The organism is Duganella sp. GW821-FHT07G03 (assembly GCF_059418605.1).
The window spans coordinates 35,997-58,659 of record NZ_JBWKQE010000032.1 but is presented as its reverse complement, the minus strand read 5'-3'; the positions used below and the strand labels follow the sequence as shown (position 1 = coordinate 58,659).

Here is a 22,663-nt window from a genome sequence, read left to right as displayed (position 1 = left end):
CCATCCTCGCGGTCCCACCTTGATAGATGGCCCGCGGGGCCGACCCCTATAAAAATTAAACCACATGCCATCCTTAGGATACGTTACTCCGCAAACCATGCATTTTGCGCAGCCGCTGCCGCTGCAAAGCGGCGCGTCGCTGCACGACTACATGTTGATGTATGAAACCTACGGCACCCTGAATGCCGACAAATCGAACGCGGTGCTGGTCTGCCACGCGCTCAACGCCTCGCACCACGTGGCCGGCGAATACGAAGGCCAACCGAAAAGCCTGGGCTGGTGGGACAATATGGTCGGTCCCGGCAAGCCGCTCGACACCGACCACTTCTTCGTCATCGGCATCAACAACCTCGGCTCCTGCTTCGGCTCGACCGGGCCTATGCACGTCAATCCCGCCACCGGCAAGCCGTATGGCGCGGCCTTCCCGGTGGTCACGGTGGAGGACTGGGTCCACGCCCAGGCGCGCCTGGCCGATCAACTGGGCATCACGCAGTTCGCCGCCGTCATGGGCGGATCGCTGGGCGGCATGCAGGCGCTGGCCTGGTCCATCATGTACCCGGACCGTTTGCGCCACTGCGTGGTGATCGCCTCGACCGCCAAGCTGTCGGCGCAGAACATCGCCTTCAACGACGTCGCCCGCCAGGCCATCCTGTCCGATCCCGACTATCGCGGCGGCGACTTCTACGAACACGGCGTGGTACCGAAGAACGGCCTGCGCGTGGCGCGCATGGTCGGCCACATCACCTATCTGTCCGACGACGACATGGCCGAGAAGTTCGGCCGCAAGCTGAGGGACGCTGCGGAGGCGGGCGACTACAAGTTCGGCTTCGGCGTCGACTTCGAAATCGAATCCTACCTGCGCTACCAGGGCGACAAGTTCAGCGAATACTTCGACGCCAACACCTACCTGCTGATCACCAAGGCACTCGACTATTTCGACCCGGCGCGCGCGCACGGTGGCGACCTGGCCAAGACGCTGGCGGGAACCAAGGCCAAGTTCTTCCTGGCCTCCTTCACCACGGACTGGCGTTTCTCGCCGGAGCGCAGCCAGGAAATCGTCAAGGCGCTGATCTGCAATCGCCGCCAGGTCACCTACGCGGAAATCGACGCGCCGCACGGCCACGACGCCTTCCTGCTGGAAGACCCGCGCTACATGAACCTGGTGCGCGCCTACTACGATCAGGTGTGGAACGACATTAACAAGAAAGTGGCAGCATGAACTTCAACGAATTAAGCAGCGCCCGGCCGGACCTGGCCTTCATCGCCCACTGGGTGCCGGAGAACGCACATGTGCTCGATGTCGGCTGCGGCGACGGCGTGATGATGGACTACCTGCAAAGCGACAAGCGGTGCAGCGGCTACGGCATCGAGATCGCCGACGACAAGGTGCTCGACTCCACCAGGCGCGGCGTGCGCGTGATCCAGCAGGACATGGAGAACGGCCTGGCCCTGTTCGGCGACAACAGCTTCGACACGGTGCTGTGCCTGTCGTCGCTGCAGATGATGAAGCATGTAGAGCCGCTGTTGCGCGACATCGTCCGCGTCGGCAAGGAGGCGATCGTCTCCTTCCCCAACTTCGCCTACTGGCCGCACCGCGTGGCCTTGCTGAAGGGCCGCATGCCGGTGTCGGAATCGCTGCCCTACGAGTGGTACGACACGCCGAACATGCGCTGCGCCACCATCACCGATTTCCGCGACCTGGCCGAAGAATGCGGCCTGGAAGTGATCGAATGCGTGGCGCTGGCCGACGGCCACCGCGTCTCGTTCCTGCCCAACCTGCGCGGCGACCTTGCCGTGTTCCGCTTGCGTAAAAAGGTTAGCCACTGATGACGATCCAGGAACAGCCAACGAGCGCGCCCGGCTGGCGCACCTACCTGAACGGCCGCACCGTCTCCATCCTGTTCCTGGGCTTCAGCTCCGGCCTGCCGCTGTACACGCTGATCTACCTGATGCAGGCGTGGCTGGCCAAGTCCGGACTGGACGTGAAGGCGCTGGGCCTGTTCGCGCTGGTGACCTTCCCGTACACCTTCAAGTTCCTGTGGGCGCCGCTGATGGACCGCTACGCCATCGGCTCGCTGGGCCGGCGGCGCGGCTGGATGGCGCTGACGCAGTTGTCGCTGTTCCTGGTGATCGGCGGCCTCGGTATGCTGGACCCGAAGCTGGAATTGACCATGATCGCCGGTTGCGTGTTCCTGATCGCCTTCCTGTCGGCCAGCCAGGACGTGGTGATCGACGCCTACCGCCGCGAGATCCTGGCCGAGAACGAGCAGGGCCTGGGCGCGGCCATCATCGTCAACGCCTACAAGGCCGCCAGCCTGATTCCCAGCGCGCTGGGGCTGGTGCTGGCTGACAGCATGTCGTGGCAGGCCGTGTTCTGGATCGTCGCCGCCTTCATGCTGCCGGGTTTTGTCTGCACCTTGCTGGCCAAGGAGCCCGCCGTGTATGGCGCGCCGCCGAAGAACCTGCAGGAGGCGGTGGTGCTGCCGTTCCGCGAGTTCGTGCGGCGCGACGGCTGGAACCAGGCCTTGCTGATCATCGGCTTCGTGCTGCTGTATAAAATCGGCGACAGCATGGCCACCGCGCTGTCGACCAAGTTCTTCCTCGATATCGGCTTCACCACCAAGCAGATCGGCCTGGCGGCCAACGCCACCGGCTGGTGGGCGGCGCTGGCCGGCGGCGCCGTCGGCGGCATCTGGATGATCAAGCTGGGCATCAACCGCGCCTTGTGGGTGTTCGGCGTGTTGCAGGCGATCGCCATCCTGGGCTTCGCCTGGCTGGCCAAGACCGGGCCCGATCCGCTGTTGCTGAGCGCCGTGTTCGGCTTCGAAGCCTTCGCCAGCCTGGGGCTGGGGGCGGCGGCGCTGGTGGCGTTCATGTCGCGCGCCACCGATCCGCGCTACACGGCTACCCAGTACGCCTTGTTTTCCAGCCTGGCCGCGGTGCCGCGCACGTTCATCAATTCCTCGGTCGGGTATATAGTGGCGGAAACCGGCTGGTTCTGGTTCTTTATCGTGTGCTTCATCCTGGCGTTTCCTGCCATGATGATGCTGCCTAAAATCGCCCCATGGAATACCAGGAATGAACAAGCTTAAATTAAACGCCGCCTTGCTGGCGCTGGTCTGCTGCGCCGGCGCCGTCGCCCCCGTGGCCGCCGGCGGCCAGGACGACGGCATCCCCGTCAGCAGCATGTCGCGCCTGCGCGGCCTGGGCGGCGACGCCCGCCAGTTCGACCAGCAGTCCAAGCTGCAATACGACCAGATGCTGGCCCAGGCCCACCAGAAGGACGCCGTCGCCACCGAGCGCAATCCGCAACTGATACGGCTGCGCGCCATCGCCAAGCGCCTGATCCCGTTCACCGCGCGCTGGAACCCCGACTCCGCCAACTGGAAGTGGGAAGTCAACCTGCTTAACTCGGCGACGGTGAACGCCTTCTGCATGCCGGGCGGCCGCATCGCCTTCTACAGCGGCATCCTGACCAAGTTGAACCTGACCGACGACGAGGTGGCGATGGTCATGGGCCACGAGATCGCCCACGCGCTGCGCGAGCACGCGCGCGAGCAGGCCGGCAAGAACACCATCACCTCGGTCGGTACGCGCATACTTGGCGCGGTGGGCTCGGCCTACTTCGGCGTCGACCCGCGCCTGGGCGATGCTGCGGCCGGCATGGTGGCGCAGGGCGCCGCGCTGAGTTTCTCGCGCGGCGACGAGAGCGAGGCCGACCTGGTCGGCCTGGACCTGGCGGCGCGCGCCGGCTACGATCCGCGCGCCGGCATCGCGCTGTGGCAGAAGATGAGCGCGGTGAACAAGAGCCAGCCCTTGCCCTTCCTGTCGACCCACCCGAGCGGCAGCAAGCGCATCGAGGACATGAACAAGAATATGTACCTGGTGCTGCCGGTGTACGCGCGCGCCAAGGGACTGAATCCTGACGCGCTGCCGCCGTATCACTCGCTGGCGCTGCCGCGGTCATAATGTCGCGCGCACCGCTGCCGATGCGCGATGGTGTCGCGCCCAGCTATCTGTGGCTGCCGGAAGGGCGGTGGCCGGATCTGCTGACCTTTTTGATCGCGCGCTATCCCGACGTGACGGAAGCGTCGTGGCGCGACCGCATGGCACGTCGTGAAGTGGTGGACGGCGACGGCAACCAGTTGGCGCCGCACAGCGCCTACCGGCGCGGCATGCGCATCTTCTACTACCGCGAGCTGGACGCCGAGACGCCGATTCCATTCGAGGAGGAAGTGCTGTTCATGGACGAGCATCTGGTGGTGGTCGACAAGCCGCACTTCCTGCCGATGATACCGACCGGGCGCTTCCTGCACGAGACGCTGCTGGTGCGGCTGAAGAAAAAGCTGGGCGAGCAGGATTTGACGCCGATCCACCGGCTCGACCGCGAGACGGCCGGCGTGGTGATCTTCTCGCGCCGCCAGGATAGCCGGGGCGCCTACCAGTCGATGTTCCAGAAGCGGGTGATCGAGAAGGAGTACGAGGCGCTGGCGCCGCGCCTGCACGGACGCGAGTTCCCCTTTACCTACCGCAGCCGCATGGTCGACGGCGACAAATTCTTCATCATGAAGGAGGAGGCGGGCGAGCCGAATTCGGAAACGCTGATCGACGTCATCGAGCACCGCGCCGACTGCACCTTGTACCGGCTGCATCCGCACACCGGCCGCAAGCACCAGCTGCGCGTGCACCTGTCGTCGCTGGGCATCCCCATCATCAACGACGCCTTCTACCCGGTGGCCTTGCCGTGCAAGCAGGACGACGTCTCGCAGCCGCTGAAGCTGCTGGCGCGCCGCATCGCCTTCACCGACCCGCTGAGCGGCGAGCGCCGCGAATTCAGCAGCCGCCGCAGTTTGTAGTCGCTAGAATGCGATCGCCTGTAGTTTGGTTGCAGGGAAGTGCTGCCAAGGGTCTCGGTACGCGCCGCCCCTATCAAAGAAGAACTTCAAGCCGCAAGTCTCTCTTCGAATTCCACTGCGTCGCTGACCATCTTGGACGTAATGTCGAATACGCGGGCTACCATCCCCTTGTCGCGACCTTCTGCAAGGTAGGACGCATAAATGGTGTCTGTAGGGATGCCGGTTTGGGTAACGACCGGCGTACCGAACTGCAAGGCAGGGTCCAGGACTATTGTTCTCCGTTTGCCGAATGGGAACCAGCGTACCGCGCCCTTGTCGCCGTACTCAATGCCTGCGTATAGGGAAGGTTTGATGATGTCGGAAAAAACGAACTGTTTTCGAACCACGTCAATCATTTTTGGTTCGCCGGTGGCCTGCTCGATGGCTTCCAAAAATATGCGTTTCCCATCCGTGAGGAACTGTTGTTGCGTCAACGGATAGGCAATGCCGAAATGCTGCGTCGCCGACTCAATCGTTGCGCGGATAACTTTGAGGTCAACACCATGGCGGACAAATGCGGTCACCATGCGTGCTTCAAGCAAATCCCGGAAGCCAATGATGTCTCCGGGCAGCCCCTCATCCTTAAGTTGTGTGGTCCAGAGCGGTTCCGAACGAACGTGTTCGCCGTGGTATTTTCGCGAGTAGCCGAGCAGCCATCGGCGCAGCGCGCGTGGCTCCACGCCAACCAGCCTTGCGGCTTGGCTCAGTGGATAAAAACCTGTTCCGATGAGGTCCATTTTGTGGCGTCTCCCTCATTCCAAGTTACCAGATCGCCGGTTCTTGATCAATGATTAATGCGAAGGAGGCGAGGGCTTAAATGCCCGCGTATTCGATCGTCAACGGCGCGTGGTCGGAGAACTTCTCTTCCTTGTAGATCGCTACCGTGGTGGCCTTGGCGGCGATGCCCGGGGTGGCGACGTGGTAGTCGATGCGCCAGCCGACGTTCTTGGCGTAGGCCTGGCCGCGGTTGCTCCACCACGTGTATTGCTCTTCGCGCGGATCGAGGCCGCGGTGCACATCAACATAACCGACTTCGTCGAAGATGCGCGTCATCCATTCGCGCTCCTCCGGCAGGAAGCCGGAATTCTTCTTGTTGCCCTTCCAGTTCTTCAGGTCGATTTCCTTGTGGGCGATGTTCCAGTCGCCGCAGATGACCACTTCGCGCCCCTCGGCGTGCAAGGCTTGCAGGTGCGGCAGGAACAGGTCCATGAAGCGGAACTTGGCTTCCTGGCGCTCCGGACCGGACGAACCGGACGGGCAATACACCGAAATCACCGTCAGGTTGCCGAAATCGCAACGCACGTAGCGGCCCTCGGCGTCGAACTCCGGCGAGCCGAAGCCGATCACCACGCGGTCCGGCTCGATCTTGCTGTAGACGCCGGTGCCGGAATAGCCTTTTTTCTCGGCATAGTGGAAGTGGCCGTGGTAGCCGCCCGGATTGAGGAATTCCGGCGTCATGTCCGGCGCCTGCGCCTTCAATTCCTGGACACAGACGAAATCGGCGTCCTGCAGGGCCATCCATTTGAAAAAGCCCTTGGTGTTGGCGGAACGGATGCCGTTCAGATTGGCAGAGATGATTTTTGGCATGGTCGATTCGATGCGTAAATTTTGGAATGCGCTAGTGTAGCGTTAAAATACAGGCACTTTACAGAAATGAGGCAGTATGACGAACCCACTGAACCCCCTGCGCCAGCAATTTATCGAATTTTCGGTCCAGACCGGCGTGTTGCGCTTCGGCGACTTCACCACCAAGGCCGGGCGCCAGTCGCCGTACTTCTTCAATGCCGGCCTGTTCCATGACGGCGCGACCCTGGCCCAGCTGGCCCAGTTCTACGCGCAAACGCTGCTGGACTCCGGCGTCGAGTTCGACATGCTGTTCGGCCCGGCCTACAAGGGCATCACCCTGGCCTCGGCCACGGCGGTGGCGCTGGCCGGCAAGGGCCGCAACACCTCGTTCGCCTTCAACCGCAAGGAAGCCAAGGACCACGGCGAAGGCGGCACCATCGTCGGCGCCAAGCTGCAAGGCAAGGTCGTCATCATCGACGACGTGATCTCGGCCGGCACCTCGGTGCGCGAATCGGTGGACATGATACGTGCCGCCGGCGCCGAACCGTGCGCCGTGCTGATCGCGCTGGACCGCATGGAGCGCTCGGGCAAGGACGACCAGCTGTCGCCCAGCTCGGCGGTGCAGGAAGTGGCCAAGGCCTACAACATCCCGGTCATTTCGATCGGCAACCTGGACGACCTGTTCAGCTACCTGAACGGCGCCGGCGCGGACCCGCAACTGTTGCAATACAAGGACGCCGTGGCAGCCTACCGCAGCCGCTACGGCATTGCCTAACTAGCCATATTGCTAGACTTTGAAATTTCTTTGATGTAACCTCATTCGGTATACCGGAGACAAGGGGCAAACCCATGAACATCGCAACACTGAAGGTGCACGGCGACGACGACGGCCTGTACGACATCCGCGACGGATTGCCGACCGAGCCGGACAGCGACTGGGAAAAGGGCGACGTCAAGCCCGACGGCCGGGTACGCCTCGATTCGGGTTTCTACGTGGCCGTCGGCACCGACATGAACCCGGACCAGCTGCTCAAGCAGATCCGCCACTACTTGGCCGAGTGCCAGGCGCGCGGCATCCATTTCGAGCGGTCCGATGTGGCGGCCGAGCTGCGCATCTCCTTCACCACCGAGCGCGGCGAAGCGACCCCCAGCCTGGACTTCACGCTGGCCGACCTGAAGCTGCTGGTCGACATGGGCATCAACCTGAGCATCACGGCCTGATGCGGTTTTCCGAAGACCGCCTGGCCAGCTTCCGCGCCGGTCCGCAGGCCGAGCGCCGCGTCCACATCTGGGAACCGGCCGCGCCGCGCGCGGTGATCCTGGCCATCCACGGCGGCATGGCGCACGCCGGCGACTACGTCACGCCGGCGCTGTACTTCCGCCAGCACGGCATCGCCACCGTGGCCTACGACTTGTGCGGCCACCAGGATGCGCGCCGGGTCGACATTCCCGGCTTTGGCGTCTTCCTGGACGATAGCGTGGCCTTCCTGCAGTGGGTCAAGCAGCAGTATCCGGGCCTGCCGATCTATGTGATGGGCCATTCGATGGGCGCGCTGATCGCCACCCATCTGGGCCTGGGCCACTTCGCCGGCGATGCCGCCATCAAGGGCTTCATCCTGTCGTCGCCGTACTATGTGAACGCGATCAAGGTGTCGCCGGTGCTGCTGGCGCTGGCCGGCGTGCTGGGCGCGCTGGCGCCGCGCATGAAAGTGCCGCTGGCGCCGCTGACCGACATGCTGACCCACGACAGCGCCATCACCGCCCGCCATCACGACGATGAGCGCGACGGCATCCGCGCCACCGAAATCACGGTCCGTTTCGGCAACGCGTTGACCCATGCGCAGCAAGGACTGGCGCCGCGCATGGCTGGCTGGACGCATCCGCTGTTTGCCGTCGTCGCCGGCGACGACAAGCTGGCCGACGCCGATGCGGCGGAGAAGATGCTGAAATCGGTGCCGCCGGCGCTGTTGACCTACCAGCGGCATCCGCAGAACTACCACGAGAATTTCAATGAGCTCAATCGCGAGCAGATCTTCGCCGACATCCTGGGCTGGATGGGGCTCGACGCCAAGCACTGAGCTATAAGGTGATGGTGATGCGGGCGCCGCCCAGCGGCGAACCGTCGATGGCGATGGCGCCGCCGTGCAGCTGGACGGCTTTGGCGGTGATGGCGAGACCGAGGCCGTAGCCGCTGGCGGCGTAGTCCTGTTCGCGGGCCAGCCGGTAGAAAGGTTCGAACACGCGCTCGCGCGCTTCGGGCGGGATGCCGGGACCGTCGTCTTCCACCGTGATGCGCACGGCGGCGCCATCGCGTACGGCCGACAGCACGATGCGCGAGGCCGCGTACTTGGCGGCGTTACCCAGCAGGTTGTTGACGGCGCGCGCCAGCAGGCGGGCGTCGCCTTGCAGCTCGCCCAGGTCGTCGGCGATGCTGGCGCTGAACTGCTGCGCCGGTGTTGTGGCCGACCCGGGCGGCGGCGCGCAGCCTTGCAGCAGCGGCGCCAGCGCGAACAGCTGGCGCGGCATCGATTGCGCCTGGTCGAGCTGCGTCAGGCCTAGCAGTTCGTTGACCAGGGTTTTCAATTCGTCGACATCGGTCTCCATCGCCACGACGCGCTTTTGCAGCGCCGGGTCATCGGCCGCATGGCGCTCGCGCAGCAGCTCCAGGCCGAACTCCAGCCGCGCGATCGGCGTGCGCAGCTCGTGCGACACGGAGCGCAGCAGGTTCTTGTGCGCTTCCATCAACAGGCCGATACGCTCGGCCATGTCGTTGATGCGGCCGGCCAGCGGCGCGATGCTCGACGCCGGCCGCACCTCGGCCCGCGCCGCCAGGTTGCCGCGGCCGAAATCGTCGGCCACCTTCGACAGCGCCAGCAAACCGCGCCAGTGCCGGCGCGTCCACCAGCTTATCGGCACCAGCAGGAACAGCGCGATCACGCCGAAGCGGATGGCCTCCATGCCCAGCGCCAGGCCGATGTCGATCGGCAGGCGCTGGGCGTGGATCACGTCGTCGTCGCTGCCGATGTAGCGCGCGCCGGTGGTGTCGACGCGGCGATAGAACGCCTTGCCGCCGACGTCGATGACCACCGCGCCTTGCAGCAGCTGCTCGCGTTTGGAGGAGGGCAGCGCCGCCAGCGCCGCCGGCAGCGGTTGCAGTTCCAGCGTGGCTTCGGATACTTCGCGTACCTTGTTCAGGCGTGGCAGCCATTCGTCGCTGGGCGCCTGGTCGATGTACTGCTCCAGCAGGAAGATCTGGCCGGCCGCCTGGCGGCGCGCGATCTCCTCCAGCGGATCGCCGAACAGGCGGCTGAAGGTGAAGTAGATCGCGCAGGTCGCCAGCGTGATGGCCAGCATCACCAGCAGGGCGAAGCGCCAGAAGAGACGATTCATTCCCAAGCCGAGGGGCTGAACAGATAGCCTTCGCCCCAGACGGTCTTGATGCGTTCCGCGCCGCCGTCGCCGAACTTGCGGCGCAGGCGCGAGATGCAGTTGTCGATGCTGCGATCGAGGCCGTCGAATTCGATGCCGCGCATCTTGACCAGGATGTCGTTGCGCGACATGACCTTGCCCGAGGCGTCGGCCAGGATCACGAACAGCTTGAACTCCGCGCTGTTCATCGCCACTTCCTCGCCGCGCCAGTAGACGGCGCGGTTCTCGCGCGAGATGCGCAGCTGGCCGATGATGATGTCGCTGTTGGCGGCGCCGCTGCCGCGCCGTTGCAGCGCGCGCAGGCGGGCCAGCAGCACGCGCGGCTGCACCGGCTTGTTGACGTAGTCGTCGGCGCCCTGTTCGAGGCCGGAGACTTCGTCGAAGCTGTCTTCGCGCGCGGTCAGTATCAGGATCGGCACGGCGCTCAGCTGGCGCAGCTGGCGGCACACCACCAGGCCGTCGACGCCCGGCAGGGTCAGGTCGAGTATCACCAGGTTCGGCTGGGTAGCGCGGAAGTGGTCGAGCGCGCGGTCGCCGCGTGTCACCACGTCGACTGCGTAATCGTATTCGTCCAGGTATTCCTTGACCAGCGCGGCGAGCCGCGCATCGTCTTCCACCAGCATTACACGCTGCATCGCGCCTCCATTTCGCAGGTATTGTAGTGGAGCGCGGCGCCGAAGTGGCATTTTCGACAATCGGGTACACATTCGTACACTTTCTATACAAATGTCGCCTACAAATTGAGGACAATTGAACGACAGACCGAGGCGGATTGCGCGGCGAAGGGTGCCTACCATTTGAGGCTCTTACTTCAACCTGGAATCCGAACATGAAAAAGATTGTATGCAGTGCCCTGATCGTTCTTGCCGCAAGCTCGGTGGCGCATGCCGAAGGCTTGTATGTCGGTGCCAATATCAGCCCGCAGACCAATGGCAATGTCAAATTTACCGAGAACGGCGTGACGACCGATCGCAGTGAGGTCAAGAAGGCGACGCCATTGGGGCTGTTTGCGGGATATGAGCTGTCGCCGTTGTGGGCGCTGGAAGCCGGTTATCGCATCGACAGCAACTCGACCAGCTTCGACCTCTCGCCCGGCTACCAGCTCAAGACGCGCGTCAGCACGGCCTATCTGGCGGCGCGTGGCACGTGGAAGCTGAGCGAGGACTGGTCCTTGTTCGGCAAGGCGGGTCTGGCGCAGGGGCGCCTGAAGCTCGATGTCAGCGGCAAGGACGCGCCGTCGGGCGTGTCGGAGCACAAGACCGGCTTGTACCTTAGCGTGGGCGCTTCTTACCTGATCAGCAAAGACTTGGCGTTGCAACTGGAATTTGAACGCACCGCTAAACTCAAACACGAAGGCTTCACCGCCAACCCGAATCGTATCGCTCTGGGCGTGCGCTTAGGATTTTAAGGAATACATGAACAAGCTATCCCCGTTATTGTTGCTGCTGGCCGCGTGCGGTCCGGCGCTGGCCGAAAACACCACCGAGTTGATGATGCCCGATGGGAGCAAGGATATGTATGCGGGGGTGGCCTTCAGCACCAAGACCTCGGTGGAGGAGGGCGAGGTGCGGCAGGTGATGCTGCGACCGCTGTTCCAGGTCCAGTGGAGTAACGGGATTTTTGCGTCGGCCAGCGGGGTGCTGGGCATGCATCTGTCCCAAACGACGGGCGTGGAATATGGGCCGCTGATCGTTGGCAGCAATACGCGCGCTCCCGGCGACAGCTGGCGGCTGCGCGGCACGCATCCGATCCGGGGCTCGGCCGATGTCGGCGGTTTTTATAACTACTATCTCGGCGACGAGGCCCGCATCACCTCGAACCTGATATACGACACCAGCGCGCGCGGCTTCCGTGCCCAGCTTGGCCTGCAAAAGACCTTGCCTTCGCCGGCGCCACACCACACGGTGACGTTGTCGGCCGGTGTTTCGCTGGCCAGCGATCAGGTGATGCGCGAACAGTATGAAGTGAGCGCCGCCGCCGGTGGCGTGCGCGACTACCGGCCGTCCGCCGGCGTGACGGCCGTAAACGCGGGCGTCAACTGGAACTGGGCCATGAGTAGCAAATGGCTGGTCAACAGCTCGTTGACCGGCACGCTGCTGGGTAGCGGACCGGCCAACGCTCCCTTTGTTGGTCGCCGCAATTTCATTACCTGGTCCAGCGGACTGGCTTACCGGTTTTAAACGGCATGTTCAAACTCCTCCTGCTCAGTCTTGCCTTGCTGCCGGCGTTCGCCAGCGCGCAGGAGGACTCCGACTGGATCGAGTATCGGGACGCCTATCGCGAGATGATCTGGTTCGAAAAATACGGCAAACCCAAACAGTTCCTGCAAAATCACTTCCGGATCCGGCCGCGCGACAAGAGCGTATCCACGGACGGCCTGCGGCTGACGCTCAACAGCAAAGCCTCGCACCTGGCGCTGCCGCTCGATGCGTTGGGACGGGCCGTGTTCCCATTCTCCAAAGCGGCGTATGACGACAACGCGGAATTGACAGTGAACCGCAAGGCGGGACAGCTCAAGTCCGGCCCCTGGGTATCGATCGTCACGCGGCCGGACGGCGTCTACGCTGCCGCCGATCTGCGCACCGCCTGCGATCAGTTGCTGGCCTACCTGCGCTACTCCGGCGAGGCCGCGGGAAAAAGCTGCGCCGGCGTGCAGTTCTCATATCCGAAGAATGACAGTTCGCAGGTGCAGTTCCATGCCGCCGGCGGCGCCGTCAGCATGCTGGCCGCGAAAGAGGGACCGGCGTTCACGGGCGACGTCATCGCAACCTTCAGGGTATTCGTCTATCGTTTTGCGGCGCTGCCGGAAGCGGGACAGATCGTCACCAGCAGCACCCCGTTGGCGATAGCCGCGCTACTCGAGTGATAGCGGGTATAAGCATGGCTGGCGCTCGTGTCACGCTGTCGTCACACGGCGTCAATACACTTCCGCGTTCTTATTCATTCGACAGGAAGTGCCATGCCATCCTCCCGCTTCAACAGCGCCGCGCGCGCCATCGCCTTGTGCTGCGTCTTTGCCTTGCCTGCCGCGCCGGCCTCCGCGCTGAACATCCTGCTGTGCAATGACGACGGCATCACCGCCGCCAACCTGCGCGCGCTGAAATCGAAGCTGGTCGCCGCGGGGCACAGCGTAGCGGTGGCCGCGCCGATCGACAATCAATCGGGACGCGGTGGCTACATCGCCTTCCTGACCCCGATCGGCGCGTTGACCGGCAAGGAACGCGGCGCGGTGGCGCTGGGCCTGGCCGCTGGCGCTCCTGGCGTCGGTGTCGATGCCGGCGATGCCGATGTCTCCTACGTCAACGGCACGCCGGTTGCGGCCTGCCTGTACGGCGTCGATGTACTGGCCAAGAAGAAGTGGGGCGGTGCGCCGGACCTGGTAATCTCCGGCCCCAACGAAGGCAACAACACCGGCGCCATCAACGCCAGCAGCGGCACGTTCAATAACCTGGTCTACATGATCAATCGCGGTTTGCCGGCAATGGCCGTCAGCGACGCCACCACCACCCAGGTGACCTGGAGCGGCGCATTGCCCGCGTCGCATCGCGCGTACGAAGTTGCCGGCATCGTCGTCAAGTTGGTCGACACGCTGATCGCCAACAAGGCCAAGGCCGGCGGACTGCTGATGCCGGAAGGCGTGGGCCTGAACGTCAACGTGCCGGACTTCAGCGCCGGCGCCGGCGCGGCACTGCCGTACCGTTTCACCCGCATCGGCAAGGCCAGTAGCTACCTGCCGGCGTTCTACGAGAAGCTGTCTGACAGCCCGCTGGCCGTGGCCTCCGGCGTCAACTTCCCGGTGCCGGGTATCAGCCTGGCTACTGGCGGCACGGTGCTGCCGAGCGGCGTGACGCTGCCCAAGGATACCGCAGCGACGTCCGAAGACAATGTGATCGCCACGAAAACGGCGGTGACGATTTCTCCGGTCGAAGGCGTGCCGCAAGCGCGCCGCGCCTTTGAGGACGCGATGAAGATCAAATTGAACGGGATCGCGCAATGAACAACTCGATGAAGGCGGCCTTGCTGGCCGTGGTTGCCGGGCTGGCGGGATGCAATGGCTCGACCAGTAGCGAGCCGCCGCCGACCAGCAGCGTGCCGGTGCTGGGCGAGGGCGCGTTGCAAGGCTATGCCAATGGCGACACGGTGTCCGGCGCCAGCATCTACACCAACAAGGACGGCAAAGGTTACGTGCTGCTGTCGGCCGACGGCGACGGCGCCGCCATGGTGATTCACGTGGTCGATGGCAGCAAGGGCCGGCGCGTCCCGGTGGCTGCTGGCGGCATGGTCACGCTGGCCTACGACCGCACGCAGGCGGTGGCGCTGAACGCGCTATCTGCCGCCAATGCGGCCGGCAGCTACCAGGTGCTCATTGGCGGCAAGCCAGTGCTGTTCACGATGGCCGCCGACGGCGCGATCAGCGCGGGCGCCAGTGATTGCAAACTGACCGGCAAAGTCGACTTCACCGCCACCTACGGCGGCGCAGCGGCGCTGACCTTGACCGCCAGCGGTTGCGGCAGTGCCGTCGAAGGAAGCTACAAAGGCCTGGCGCTGGCATCGGCCGACACCGCGCCCGCCGCATTGCAACTGGTCGGCGAGAACGGCAGCGCCGTGCTGGATCTGCTGGCCTATCGCTGACCCCGTCGTTTAATGCGCCGGTATCCAGTTCATCAGCCGGTCGTTCTGGGTTTGGTACTGCTTGCCCAGGCAGGCGTTGATGTCGGCGGCGGTGGCGCAGGTGGCGTCGCGCTCTTTCAGCCATTTGCGCTGGAAGTCGCGCAGCTGGTTGCGGGCGTCGATGGTGTCGTGGCCTTGGCGCAGTTCCTTGACCAGCTTGGCCAGCGCCAGATCCTGTTTGGCCAATGCCGCATCGGCGCAGATGGTTTTTTCAACCTTGGTGGCGGCGGCCCTGCAATCGTAGGACGGACCGTCGGCCGCCGGCTCGAAGCGTGCCGTCGGCTTGAATTGTGCGGCGTCCATGCTGGCGCTGGCGCCGGCGCGGTCGATGAATTCTACGCTGACGGGCGTCACGTCGTTTGCGCTCATCCAGTCGATCAGCGCGCGGCGTGCCGGTGCTGGAATCTGTTGTGCGGACAGACTGTTGGAGCCTAGGCGCAGTTCGCCGTCGATGATATTCGCGCCCAGGCCCTGGCCGGTCTGGGTGTCGATCCAGAAGAAGCCTTTGAACGGACAGGCGTGCGCCTCGCAGGCCGATATGCTGACATAGCGTTTATCGACCACAAACACCGGCTCCGGCGGGCCGCCCAGTCCCGTCAGCACTTCCCTGGAAAATTTGCCGGGAAGGCGAGTCTCGATCAGCGGCTTGGCGCGCTTGTCCCAGATGAAGGCATTGCTCGATTTGCCCTCGTAGCTCAACGGCCAGTCGATCGTGGTGGCGTGGGCCAGCATCGACAGCGTCAGGGCCAGCAGGGCAATCAGGTTTTTCATGGAGCTTCCGCAAACAGGCGCTTGAGTTTGCGGCCGCCGGTGATTTCAAAGCCATGACGCTCATAGAACGCCAGGCTGCGGTCGAATTCCGGCAGCGGCGGCGTGCATACTTCCAGCCGGTTCCAGCGACGCTTGCGCGCCAGTTCGGCGGCGGCGTTCAGCAACAGGCCGCCGACGCCGTTGGCGCGGAACGGCGGGGCGACGAAGAATTCCTGCATGGTCGCCAGCGCGCCTTCCGCGTACAGCGCGCGGCCTTCGGAGATGCCGACGAAGCCGATCGCTTCACCTTCCGCAATCGCGATCAGCGCGAGGTATTTCTCTTCGCGCAGCAGGGCGTGGCACAAGCTGGCGGTCTTCTGCGGGTCCAAGTTGAAGGTCTTCACGCCCAGGCGCAGGGAGATTTCTTCGGTCAGCGCCACGGCCATCGCGGCGATGGCGGGTGCGTCTTCAGGAACGGCCAAGCGTATTCTCGTATCGGTCATTGCGTTGATTCTTTAGTCGTAAGGTTAAATAGGATAGCAGTTTGCGATCCGCGAATACTCGCGCATTCTCACAGTGCTCGCGTTTCATCGCTAAGGCTACTGTTCTGAGATCAAGAGATTCGAGTGATCGCGAGAGGTGGCAGGCTAGCTAGCGCCTGCGTGAGGCCGAGGGAGCGGCAGCTGGCCTTTTGCTGCCTCTATGACTGCCACGGCCATTTCTCGGGAGACGGTAGGGAAATCTGCCAGGAATTCATTAAGCGAGGAAGGTCCAACCAAGTAATCGAAAAGGTTCTGCGCGGGAACTCGTGTCCCTTGAAAGCAAGGAACGCCGCTCATGATTTCTGGATCGCTCTTGATGTACCGGGTATCCATTGCCGACTCCTGTATGCAAAGTCTAGCATATTCGGATGCTAATAAAAACGCCTCACAAGTTGGCTAACTGTGAGGCGTCCGCAAACACATCGCCAAAGGCACTACCCTGCCAGCTTGGCCTTCAGCAGCTCGGTCAGTTGCGCCGGGTTGGCTTTGCCGCGCGAGGCTTTCATCGCCTGGCCGATCAGCGAGTTGATCGCCGCTTCCTTGCCCGCACGGTACTGCTCCACCGATTTCTCGTTGGCGGCGATGACCTCGTTGACGATCGCTTCCAGCGCGCCGGTGTCGGAGATCTGCTTCAGGCCCTTGGTGTCGATCAGCACGTCCACCAGCTTGTCGTCGGCCGACTTGGCCGCCCACATGTCGCCGAACAGTTCTTTCGCGGTCTTGTTGTTGATGGTGCCGTCGGCGATACGCTTGAGCATCAGCGCCAGTTGCGCCGGCGAGACCGGTGCGTCGGCGATGTCCACGCCTTCACGGTTCAGGGTCGACGCGACGTCGCCCATCAGCCAGTTGGCGGCGGCCTTGGCGTTTTCCTTGCCGGCCTTGTCCACCACGGCGACGAAGTAGGTCGCCATCGCCTTCGACGCGGTCAGCACCAGCGAGTCATATTCCGGCAGCGCGTATTCGCTGACGAAGCGCTCGCGCATGGCAGCCGGCAGCTCCGGCATCGAAGCCTTGACCTTGGCGATCCACTCGTCGGAGATGACCAGCGGCGGCAGGTCCGGGTCCGGGAAGTAGCGGTAGTCCTGCGCATCTTCCTTGCTGCGCATTTCGCGCGTCTCTTTGCGGTCCGGATCGTACAGGCGGGTCGCTTGCACCACCTTGCCGCCGTCTTCGATCAACTCGATCTGGCGGCGCACTTCGACGTGCACGGCTTCCTCGATGAAGCGGAACGAGTTCAGGTTCTTGATCTCGCAGCGGGTGCCGAGTTTCTCATCGCCTTTACGACGCACCGAGACGTTGACGTCGCAGCGGAACGAGCCTTCCTGCATATTGCCGTCGCAGACGCCCAGCCACATCACCAGCGAGTGCAGGGCCTTGGCGTAGGCCACCGCTTCGGCGGCGCTGCGGATTTCCGGCTCGGAGACGATTTCCAGCAGCGGCGTGCCGGCGCGGTTCAAGTCGATGCCGCTCATGCCGGCGTAGTCTTCGTGCAGCGATTTGCCGGCGTCTTCTTCCAGGTGGGCGCGCGTCAGGTTGACGGTCTTGGTGACGAATTCGCCGTCCTTCTCGTAGCCGAACGTCAGCGAGCCGCCGATGACCACAGGGTCTTCGAACTGGCTGATCTGGTAGCCCTTCGGCAGGTCGGGATAGAAGTAGTTCTTGCGGGCGAAGATGGATGCCGGTGCGATCTTCGCGCCGACCGCCAGGCCGAAGCGGATCGCGCGGTCCACCGCCTGCTTGTTCATCACCGGCAGCACGCCAGGCAGCGCCAGGTCCACCGGGCTGGCCTGGGTGTTGGCTTCAGCGCCGAACTTGATCGGCGATCCGCTGAAAATTTTAGATTCGGTCGTGAGCTGCACGTGGTTCTCAAGACCGATGACGACTTCCCATTCCATATTGTTCTCGCTGTATTTGGTGTATTAGATGCCGGCAGGTGCGCGGGTGTGCCAGTCGGTCGCCAGCTGGTACTGGTGGGCGACGTTCAGCAGTTTCGCTTCGCCGAAATGCTTGCCGATGATCTGCAATCCCACCGGGCGGTTCTTGGCGCCGAAGCCGACCGGGATCGACATGCCAGGCAAGCCGGCCAGGCTGGTGGACAGCGTGTAGATGTCGGCCAGGTAGGCGGCCACCGGGTCGTCGGACTTGTCGCCCAGGTCCCAGGCCACGGTCGGCGCGACCGGTCCCATGATGACGTCGCAGACAGCGTTCGGGCCGTTGAGCACCGCTTCGAAATCCTGCGCGATCAGGCGGCGGATCTTTTGCGCCTTCAGGTAGTAGGCGTCGTAGTAGCCGTGGCACAGCACATAGGTGCCGACCATGATGCGGCGCTTGACCTCCGCGCCAAAGCCTTCGGCGCGGGTCTTGCAGTACATGTCCGACAGGTCCTTGTACTGCGCGGTGCGGTGGCCGTAGCGCACGCCGTCAAAGCGCGACAGGTTGGACGAGGCTTCGGCCGGTGCGATCATGTAATAGGCGGGAATCGACAGCGCGGTGTTCGGCAGCGAAATATCGACCAAAGTCGCGCCCAGGGTCACGTATTGCGCCAGCGCGGCGCGCACGGCGTCTTCCACGTCCTTGGCCAGGCCCTCGCCGAAGTATTCCTTCGGCACGCCGATGCGCAGGCCCGCCAGCGGCTGGCCCAGTTCGCGGGTGTAGTCTTCGTCGATGCCGCCCATCTCAGGCGTCAGCGAGGTCGAGTCGCGTTCGTCGAAACCGGCCATGGCGTTGAGCAGCAGCGCGCAGTCTTCGGCGGTTTGCGCCATCGGGCCGCCCTGGTCCAGCGACGAGGCGAAGGCGATCATGCCGAAGCGCGATACGCGGCCGTAGGTCGGCTTGATGCCGGTGATGCCGCAGAAGGCGGCCGGCTGGCGGATCGAGCCGCCGGTGTCGGTGCCGGTGACGGCCGGCGCCAGGCGCGCGGCCACGGCGGCGGCGGAACCGCCCGAGGAGCCGCCAGGCACGGCGTTCTTGTCCCACGGGTTTTTCACGGCGCCGAAGGCCGAGTTTTCATTGGCCGAGCCCATGGCGAATTCGTCGCAATTGAGCTTGCCCAGCGTGACCATGCCGGCCGCGCGGAACTTCTCCACCACGGTGGCGTCGAACGGGCTGACGTAGTTGGCCAGCATTTTCGAGCCGGCGGTCGAGCGCCAGTCGCGGGTGACGAAGATGTCCTTGTGGGCGATCGGCACGCCGGTCAGCGCGGTGGCGGTGCCGGCGGCGATGCGGGCGTCCGCTTCGGCCGCCTGCGCCAGCGTCAGCGCGCGGTCCACGTGCAGGAAGGCGTTCAGGTCGCTCTTTTCGATGCGGTCGAGGAAGTGCGTCGCCAGTTCGGTGGCGGTGATGGCTTTGCTTTGCAGCAGCGCGGACAGCTCTTTAATGGTTTTGGTGTGCATGGCGTTTCAATTCAGATTCGGTGATCGGGAAGGGAGAAGGACACAACGGCCCTTACTCGATCACCTTCGGCACCAGGTACAGCCCGTCCTGGGTCTTGGGCGCGACGGCCTGGTAGTCTTCGCGGCGATTGGCTTCGGTGGCCACGTCTTCGCGCAGGCGCAGGGCGATGTTGTTCATGTGCGCCGCCAGCGGGTGGCTCAGCGGGGCGACGCCGTCGGTGTCGACCGCCTGCATCTGTTCGGCCAGCGCAAAAATGCCGTTCAACTGGTCCAGCGCGGTGGCGCTCTGCTGCTCGCTCATCTCAAGTTGTGCCAGTTTGGCAATGCGTGTTACGTCGGATAGGGTCAGGGACATGGCGAATGGCGCGGACGGGCCGCGCAAGGTTTAATTGTTATATTGATAAAAAACTGGAAATTCTGCCTTTTCGCTGGCAAAAGCAAAGGATTACCGCTTAACTCGCGGACTCAACCGATACACTTTTGGCGGGATTTTCGGCAAATCGCATTCAAATTATAAGGTAGAATGGCGGGTTGATGCGTTGCCGGCGCTGAATCATTGCTGCCGCCGCGTCACCACAGGATTTCTTTCTAACGGCTTACGCGCACATCAGTAGCGCCACAGGACACACATGTTTGGTTTTTTACGCAGGTATATTTCCACCGATCTGGCCATCGACTTGGGCACGGCCAACACTCTGATCTACGTTCGCGGCCAGGGCATCGTCCTGGACGAGCCGTCGGTCGTCGCGATCCGCCAGGAAGGCGGCCCTAACGGCAAGAAGACGATCCAGGCAGTCGGCAAAGAAGCAAAGCAGATGCTGGGCAAGGTCCCTGGCAACATCGAGGCGATCCGCCCGATGAAAGACGGCGTGATCGCCGACTTCACCGTCACCGAACAGATGCTCAAGCAGTTCATCCGCATGGTGCACGATTCCAAATTCTTCCGTCCTTCGCCGCGCATCATCATCTGCGTGCCGTGCGGTTCGACCCAGGTTGAACGCCGCGCGATCCGCGAATCGGCGCTGGGCGCCGGCGCTTCGCAGGTCTACCTGATCGAAGAGCCGATGGCGGCGGCGATCGGCGCCGGCCTGCCGGTGTCCGATGCTACCGGCTCGATGGTGGTCGACATCGGCGGCGGCACCACCGAGGTGGGCATCATCTCGCTGGGCGGCATGGTCTACAAAGGTTCGGTGCGCGTGGGCGGCGACAAGTTCGACGAAGCCATCGTCAACTACATCCGCCGCAACTACGGCATGCTGATCGGCGAACAGACCGCGGAAGCGATCAAGAAGGCCATCGGTTCGGCCTTCCCTGGTTCGGAAGTGAAGGAAATGGAAGTCAAGGGCCGCAACCTGTCCGAAGGCATCCCGCGCTCGTTCACGATTTCGTCCAACGAGATCCTGGAAGCGCTGACCGACCCGCTGAACAACATCGTCTCGGCCGTCAAGAACGCGCTGGAACAAACGCCGCCGGAACTGGGCGCCGACATCGCGGAAAAAGGCATGATGCTGACCGGCGGCGGCGCGCTGCTGCGCGACCTCGATCGCCTGCTGATGGAAGAAACCGGCCTGCCGGTGCTGGTGGCGGAAGATCCGCTCACCTGCGTGGTGCGCGGCTCGGGCATGGCGCTGGAGCGGATGGACCAGCTGGGCTCGATCTTCTCCTACGAATGATCTGACAAGACGGGGCCGCGAAACAGCGGCCCCGATGCATTGGGATGAGTTGACAGTCTCGTTGGCGCGCGAGCGCCGGATTATTGGAAGTCATGGAATACAGTCCTCCGCCACTTTTCAAGCAAGGCGCCTCCGCCCGCGTCAAGATGACGGTATTCGCGTGCATATCGATCGCACTGCTGCTGGTCGATTCACGCATGCACACCTTGACCACGGTGCGCAAAGCGGCAGCCACCGTGCTGTATCCGCTGCAAATGGCAGCCTTGCTGCCGCGCGACGCCATCTACGGCGTCGGCGATTATTTCTCTACCTTGTCGGCGCTGGAAAAGCAGGTGCGCGAGCTCAAACGCCAGCAGATCGCCGGCGCGCTGGTGCTGCAACAAGCCCAGCTCCAGACGGCGGAAAACGGCCAGCTGCGCCGCCTGATGGACGCCCGCCAGCACCTGCCGGTGAAGTCGATGCTGGCCGAGATCCTGTACGACGCGCGCGACGTCAACAGCCGCAAGGTGATCCTCGACCGCGGCACCCAGCAAGGCGTGGCGCTCGGCCTGCCGGTGATCGACAACCAGGGCGTGGTCGGCCAGGTCACGCGCGTGTTCCCCTTTACTTCCGAAGTGACGCTGCTGACCGACAAGGAGCAGGCCATACCGGTGCAGCTGCTGCGCAACGGCTTGCGCAGCGTGGCCTATGGACGCGGCAAGTCCGGCGCGCTGGAGTTGCGCTTCACGGCGCCCAACGCGGACATCCAGGTCGGTGACATCGTCGTCACCTCGGGCCTGGACGGGGTCTACCCGGCCGGCCTGGCGGTGGCCCGCGTGAGCCAGGTGGAAAACAGCGCGGCCGGTTCCTTCGGCGGCGTGGTGTGCCAGCCGCTGGCCGGCATCTCCAACAATACGCAGCTGCTGATCCTGATGTCGGCGCCGGAGATGCCTCCGCGTCCGCCGGAGGAAGAGCTGCGCGCGCTCAAGAAGCATAACAACAAGATGGCGCCGATCAAGGAGGCGCCGAAAGAAGGCGTCGACCCGGCGCCCGCCGCCGCACCGGCGCCTGTGCCGGCCGGTCCGCCCGGCCTGATGCCGGTGATGCCGCCGCCCGCGCCCAAGCCAGCGCCGGCCGCCGCCACCACGCCGGCAACCGCGCCAGTGGCTGCAACGGCCGCCGCGGCCACCTCGCCCGCGCCAGCTGCCACCCCACCGAAGGAACCGGCACGATGAACCGTCCCCACTATATCCTGCTGCCGGTCAGCCCGCTGTTCATCGCCTTCAGCCTGTTCTGCGCGTTTCTACTGAACCTGCTCCCCTGGGGGAACTTCGTCGGCGTGCCGGATTTCGTCGCGCTGGTGCTGGTGTTCTGGGGCGTGCACCAGCCGCGCAAGGTCGGCATCGGCACCGCCTTCTTCCTTGGCCTGCTGATGGACGTGCATGACTCGACGCTGCTGGGCGAGAACGCGCTGGCCTACACGCTGTTGTCCTACTTCGCGATCATGCTGCATCGCCGGGTGCTGTGGTTCCCGCTGCTGACGCAGGCCATGCACGTGTTCCCGCTGCTGCTGATGGCGCAGTCGGTGCAGCTGGTGGTGCGCTTCTTCGTGTCCGGCAAATTCCCCGGCTGGTTCTACTTCGTCGAAAGCGTGATCGCCGTGGCTCTGTGGCCGCTGGCGACCTGGCTGCTGCTGGCGCCGCAGCGCCGCGCGGTCGACCGCGACCACACGCGCCCGATCTGACGCCCCGGTCGGGCAGTGACTG

At 63.9% G+C, this 22,663-nt stretch carries 26 protein-coding genes; 16 read left to right on the top strand and 10 right to left on the bottom strand.

The genetic code is table 11. From position 1 onward, the window contains the following. Positions 1–64: 64 nt before the first annotated feature. From metX to AC07OK_RS28320, 5 genes are read left to right on the top strand one after another with little or no spacing between them, the layout of a single operon-like run. Positions 65–1,219: a homoserine O-succinyltransferase MetX gene (gene metX / locus AC07OK_RS28340; protein ID WP_494693402.1), complete on the top strand. Its 1,155-nt coding sequence runs from the start codon at positions 65–67 to the stop codon at positions 1,217–1,219. Next, entirely contained in the window at positions 1,216–1,827 is a 612-nt protein-coding gene (metW, locus tag AC07OK_RS28335) for a methionine biosynthesis protein MetW (RefSeq protein WP_494693401.1), read from the top strand. The genes metX and metW overlap by 4 nt, the downstream gene beginning before the upstream one ends. Next, positions 1,827–3,092: an AmpG family muropeptide MFS transporter gene (locus tag AC07OK_RS28330; RefSeq protein WP_494693400.1), complete on the top strand. Its 1,266-nt coding sequence runs from the start codon at positions 1,827–1,829 to the stop codon at positions 3,090–3,092. Before metW ends, AC07OK_RS28330 begins: the two co-directional genes overlap by 1 nt. Next, the gene (locus AC07OK_RS28325; RefSeq protein WP_494693399.1) at positions 3,079–3,969 is read left to right on the top strand and encodes a M48 family metallopeptidase; all 891 of its coding nucleotides are present in this window, start codon (positions 3,079–3,081) and stop codon (positions 3,967–3,969) included. The genes AC07OK_RS28330 and AC07OK_RS28325 overlap by 14 nt, the downstream gene beginning before the upstream one ends. After that, positions 3,969–4,856, top strand: coding sequence for a pseudouridine synthase (locus tag AC07OK_RS28320; protein WP_494693398.1), 888 nt, complete (start codon positions 3,969–3,971; stop codon positions 4,854–4,856). Before AC07OK_RS28325 ends, AC07OK_RS28320 begins: the two co-directional genes overlap by 1 nt. An 86-nt stretch (positions 4,857–4,942) precedes the next feature. On the opposite strand, the gene AC07OK_RS28315 is transcribed toward AC07OK_RS28320, so the two are convergent. Together AC07OK_RS28315 and AC07OK_RS28310 are read right to left on the bottom strand one after the other, a co-directional pair. Beyond that, positions 4,943–5,632 carry a DUF433 domain-containing protein gene (locus AC07OK_RS28315; protein ID WP_494693397.1) on the bottom strand — a complete coding sequence of 230 codons (690 nt, stop codon included), beginning with the start codon at positions 5,630–5,632 and terminating at the stop codon, positions 4,943–4,945. A gap of 76 nt (positions 5,633–5,708) precedes the next feature. Next, a complete protein-coding gene (locus tag AC07OK_RS28310; RefSeq protein ID WP_494693396.1) occupies positions 5,709–6,482 on the bottom strand; it encodes an exodeoxyribonuclease III in 774 nt (257 codons plus the stop codon). Positions 6,483–6,558: 76 nt separating this feature from the next. On the opposite strand from AC07OK_RS28310, the gene pyrE reads away from it, so the two are divergent. From pyrE to AC07OK_RS28295, 3 genes are all read left to right on the top strand, one after another. Next, entirely contained in the window at positions 6,559–7,236 is a 678-nt protein-coding gene (gene pyrE / locus AC07OK_RS28305) for an orotate phosphoribosyltransferase (protein ID WP_494693395.1), read from the top strand. Between the two features lie 74 nt (positions 7,237–7,310). Further along, positions 7,311–7,682, top strand: a complete 372-nt coding sequence (locus AC07OK_RS28300; protein ID WP_494693394.1) for a DUF4279 domain-containing protein — start codon at positions 7,311–7,313, stop codon at positions 7,680–7,682. Beyond that, positions 7,682–8,539 carry an alpha/beta fold hydrolase gene (locus AC07OK_RS28295; RefSeq protein WP_494693393.1) on the top strand — a complete coding sequence of 286 codons (858 nt, stop codon included), beginning with the start codon at positions 7,682–7,684 and terminating at the stop codon, positions 8,537–8,539. The genes AC07OK_RS28300 and AC07OK_RS28295 overlap by 1 nt, the downstream gene beginning before the upstream one ends. 1 nt (position 8,540) lies before the next feature. Here the strand turns inward: AC07OK_RS28295 and AC07OK_RS28290 are convergent, their stop codons facing one another. After that, the gene (locus AC07OK_RS28290) at positions 8,541–9,851 is read right to left on the bottom strand and encodes an ATP-binding protein (protein WP_494693392.1); all 1,311 of its coding nucleotides are present in this window, start codon (positions 9,849–9,851) and stop codon (positions 8,541–8,543) included. After that, on the bottom strand, positions 9,848–10,525 hold the full coding sequence (locus tag AC07OK_RS28285) for a response regulator (protein ID WP_494693391.1): 678 nt from the start codon (positions 10,523–10,525) through the stop codon (positions 9,848–9,850). Before AC07OK_RS28285 ends, AC07OK_RS28290 begins: the two co-directional genes overlap by 4 nt. Positions 10,526–10,719: 194 nt before the next feature. Here AC07OK_RS28285 and AC07OK_RS28280 point away from each other — a divergent pair, with 194 nt between their 5' ends. From AC07OK_RS28280 to AC07OK_RS28260, 5 genes are all read left to right on the top strand, one after another. Next, positions 10,720–11,298 carry a porin family protein gene (locus AC07OK_RS28280; protein ID WP_494693390.1) on the top strand — a complete coding sequence of 193 codons (579 nt, stop codon included), beginning with the start codon at positions 10,720–10,722 and terminating at the stop codon, positions 11,296–11,298. A gap of 7 nt (positions 11,299–11,305) precedes the next feature. Next, positions 11,306–12,070, top strand: coding sequence for a MipA/OmpV family protein (locus tag AC07OK_RS28275; RefSeq protein WP_494693389.1), 765 nt, complete (start codon positions 11,306–11,308; stop codon positions 12,068–12,070). 5 nt (positions 12,071–12,075) lie between these two features. Beyond that, a complete protein-coding gene (locus tag AC07OK_RS28270) occupies positions 12,076–12,756 on the top strand; it encodes a hypothetical protein (protein WP_494693388.1) in 681 nt (226 codons plus the stop codon). Positions 12,757–12,849: 93 nt separating this feature from the next. Then, positions 12,850–13,887, top strand: coding sequence for a 5'/3'-nucleotidase SurE (locus AC07OK_RS28265; protein ID WP_494693387.1), 1,038 nt, complete (start codon positions 12,850–12,852; stop codon positions 13,885–13,887). Next, entirely contained in the window at positions 13,884–14,522 is a 639-nt protein-coding gene (locus tag AC07OK_RS28260) for a hypothetical protein (protein WP_494693386.1), read from the top strand. Before AC07OK_RS28265 ends, AC07OK_RS28260 begins: the two co-directional genes overlap by 4 nt. A gap of 9 nt (positions 14,523–14,531) precedes the next feature. Here AC07OK_RS28260 and AC07OK_RS28255 read toward each other — a convergent pair whose 3' ends face one another. The 6 genes from AC07OK_RS28255 to gatC all read right to left on the bottom strand — a co-directional run bounded on the left by AC07OK_RS28255 (position 14,532) and on the right by gatC (position 19,600). Continuing rightward, entirely contained in the window at positions 14,532–15,332 is an 801-nt protein-coding gene (locus tag AC07OK_RS28255) for a lysozyme inhibitor LprI family protein (protein WP_494693385.1), read from the bottom strand. Continuing rightward, a complete protein-coding gene (locus AC07OK_RS28250; RefSeq protein ID WP_494693384.1) occupies positions 15,329–15,793 on the bottom strand; it encodes a GNAT family N-acetyltransferase in 465 nt (154 codons plus the stop codon). Before AC07OK_RS28250 ends, AC07OK_RS28255 begins: the two co-directional genes overlap by 4 nt. A 165-nt stretch (positions 15,794–15,958) precedes the next feature. After that, complete coding sequence (locus AC07OK_RS28245) at positions 15,959–16,186, bottom strand: DUF433 domain-containing protein (protein WP_494693383.1); 228 nt, start codon at positions 16,184–16,186, stop codon at positions 15,959–15,961. Positions 16,187–16,287: 101 nt separating this feature from the next. After that, positions 16,288–17,748: an Asp-tRNA(Asn)/Glu-tRNA(Gln) amidotransferase subunit GatB gene (gene gatB, locus AC07OK_RS28240; protein WP_494693382.1), complete on the bottom strand. Its 1,461-nt coding sequence runs from the start codon at positions 17,746–17,748 to the stop codon at positions 16,288–16,290. Between the two features lie 24 nt (positions 17,749–17,772). Further along, the gene (gene gatA / locus AC07OK_RS28235; RefSeq protein ID WP_494693381.1) at positions 17,773–19,245 is read right to left on the bottom strand and encodes an Asp-tRNA(Asn)/Glu-tRNA(Gln) amidotransferase subunit GatA; all 1,473 of its coding nucleotides are present in this window, start codon (positions 19,243–19,245) and stop codon (positions 17,773–17,775) included. 52 nt (positions 19,246–19,297) lie between these two features. After that, positions 19,298–19,600 carry an Asp-tRNA(Asn)/Glu-tRNA(Gln) amidotransferase subunit GatC gene (gene gatC, locus AC07OK_RS28230; protein WP_492932086.1) on the bottom strand — a complete coding sequence of 101 codons (303 nt, stop codon included), beginning with the start codon at positions 19,598–19,600 and terminating at the stop codon, positions 19,298–19,300. Between the two features lie 274 nt (positions 19,601–19,874). On the opposite strand from gatC, the gene AC07OK_RS28225 reads away from it, so the two are divergent. The 3 genes from AC07OK_RS28225 to mreD all read left to right on the top strand — a co-directional run bounded on the left by AC07OK_RS28225 (position 19,875) and on the right by mreD (position 22,641). Beyond that, complete coding sequence (locus AC07OK_RS28225) at positions 19,875–20,918, top strand: rod shape-determining protein (protein ID WP_008445008.1); 1,044 nt, start codon at positions 19,875–19,877, stop codon at positions 20,916–20,918. A gap of 92 nt (positions 20,919–21,010) precedes the next feature. Beyond that, on the top strand, positions 21,011–22,132 hold the full coding sequence (gene mreC, locus AC07OK_RS28220; protein WP_494693380.1) for a rod shape-determining protein MreC: 1,122 nt from the start codon (positions 21,011–21,013) through the stop codon (positions 22,130–22,132). Beyond that, positions 22,129–22,641 carry a rod shape-determining protein MreD gene (gene mreD / locus AC07OK_RS28215; RefSeq protein ID WP_020704839.1) on the top strand — a complete coding sequence of 171 codons (513 nt, stop codon included), beginning with the start codon at positions 22,129–22,131 and terminating at the stop codon, positions 22,639–22,641. Before mreC ends, mreD begins: the two co-directional genes overlap by 4 nt. Positions 22,642–22,663 lie beyond the last annotated feature (22 nt).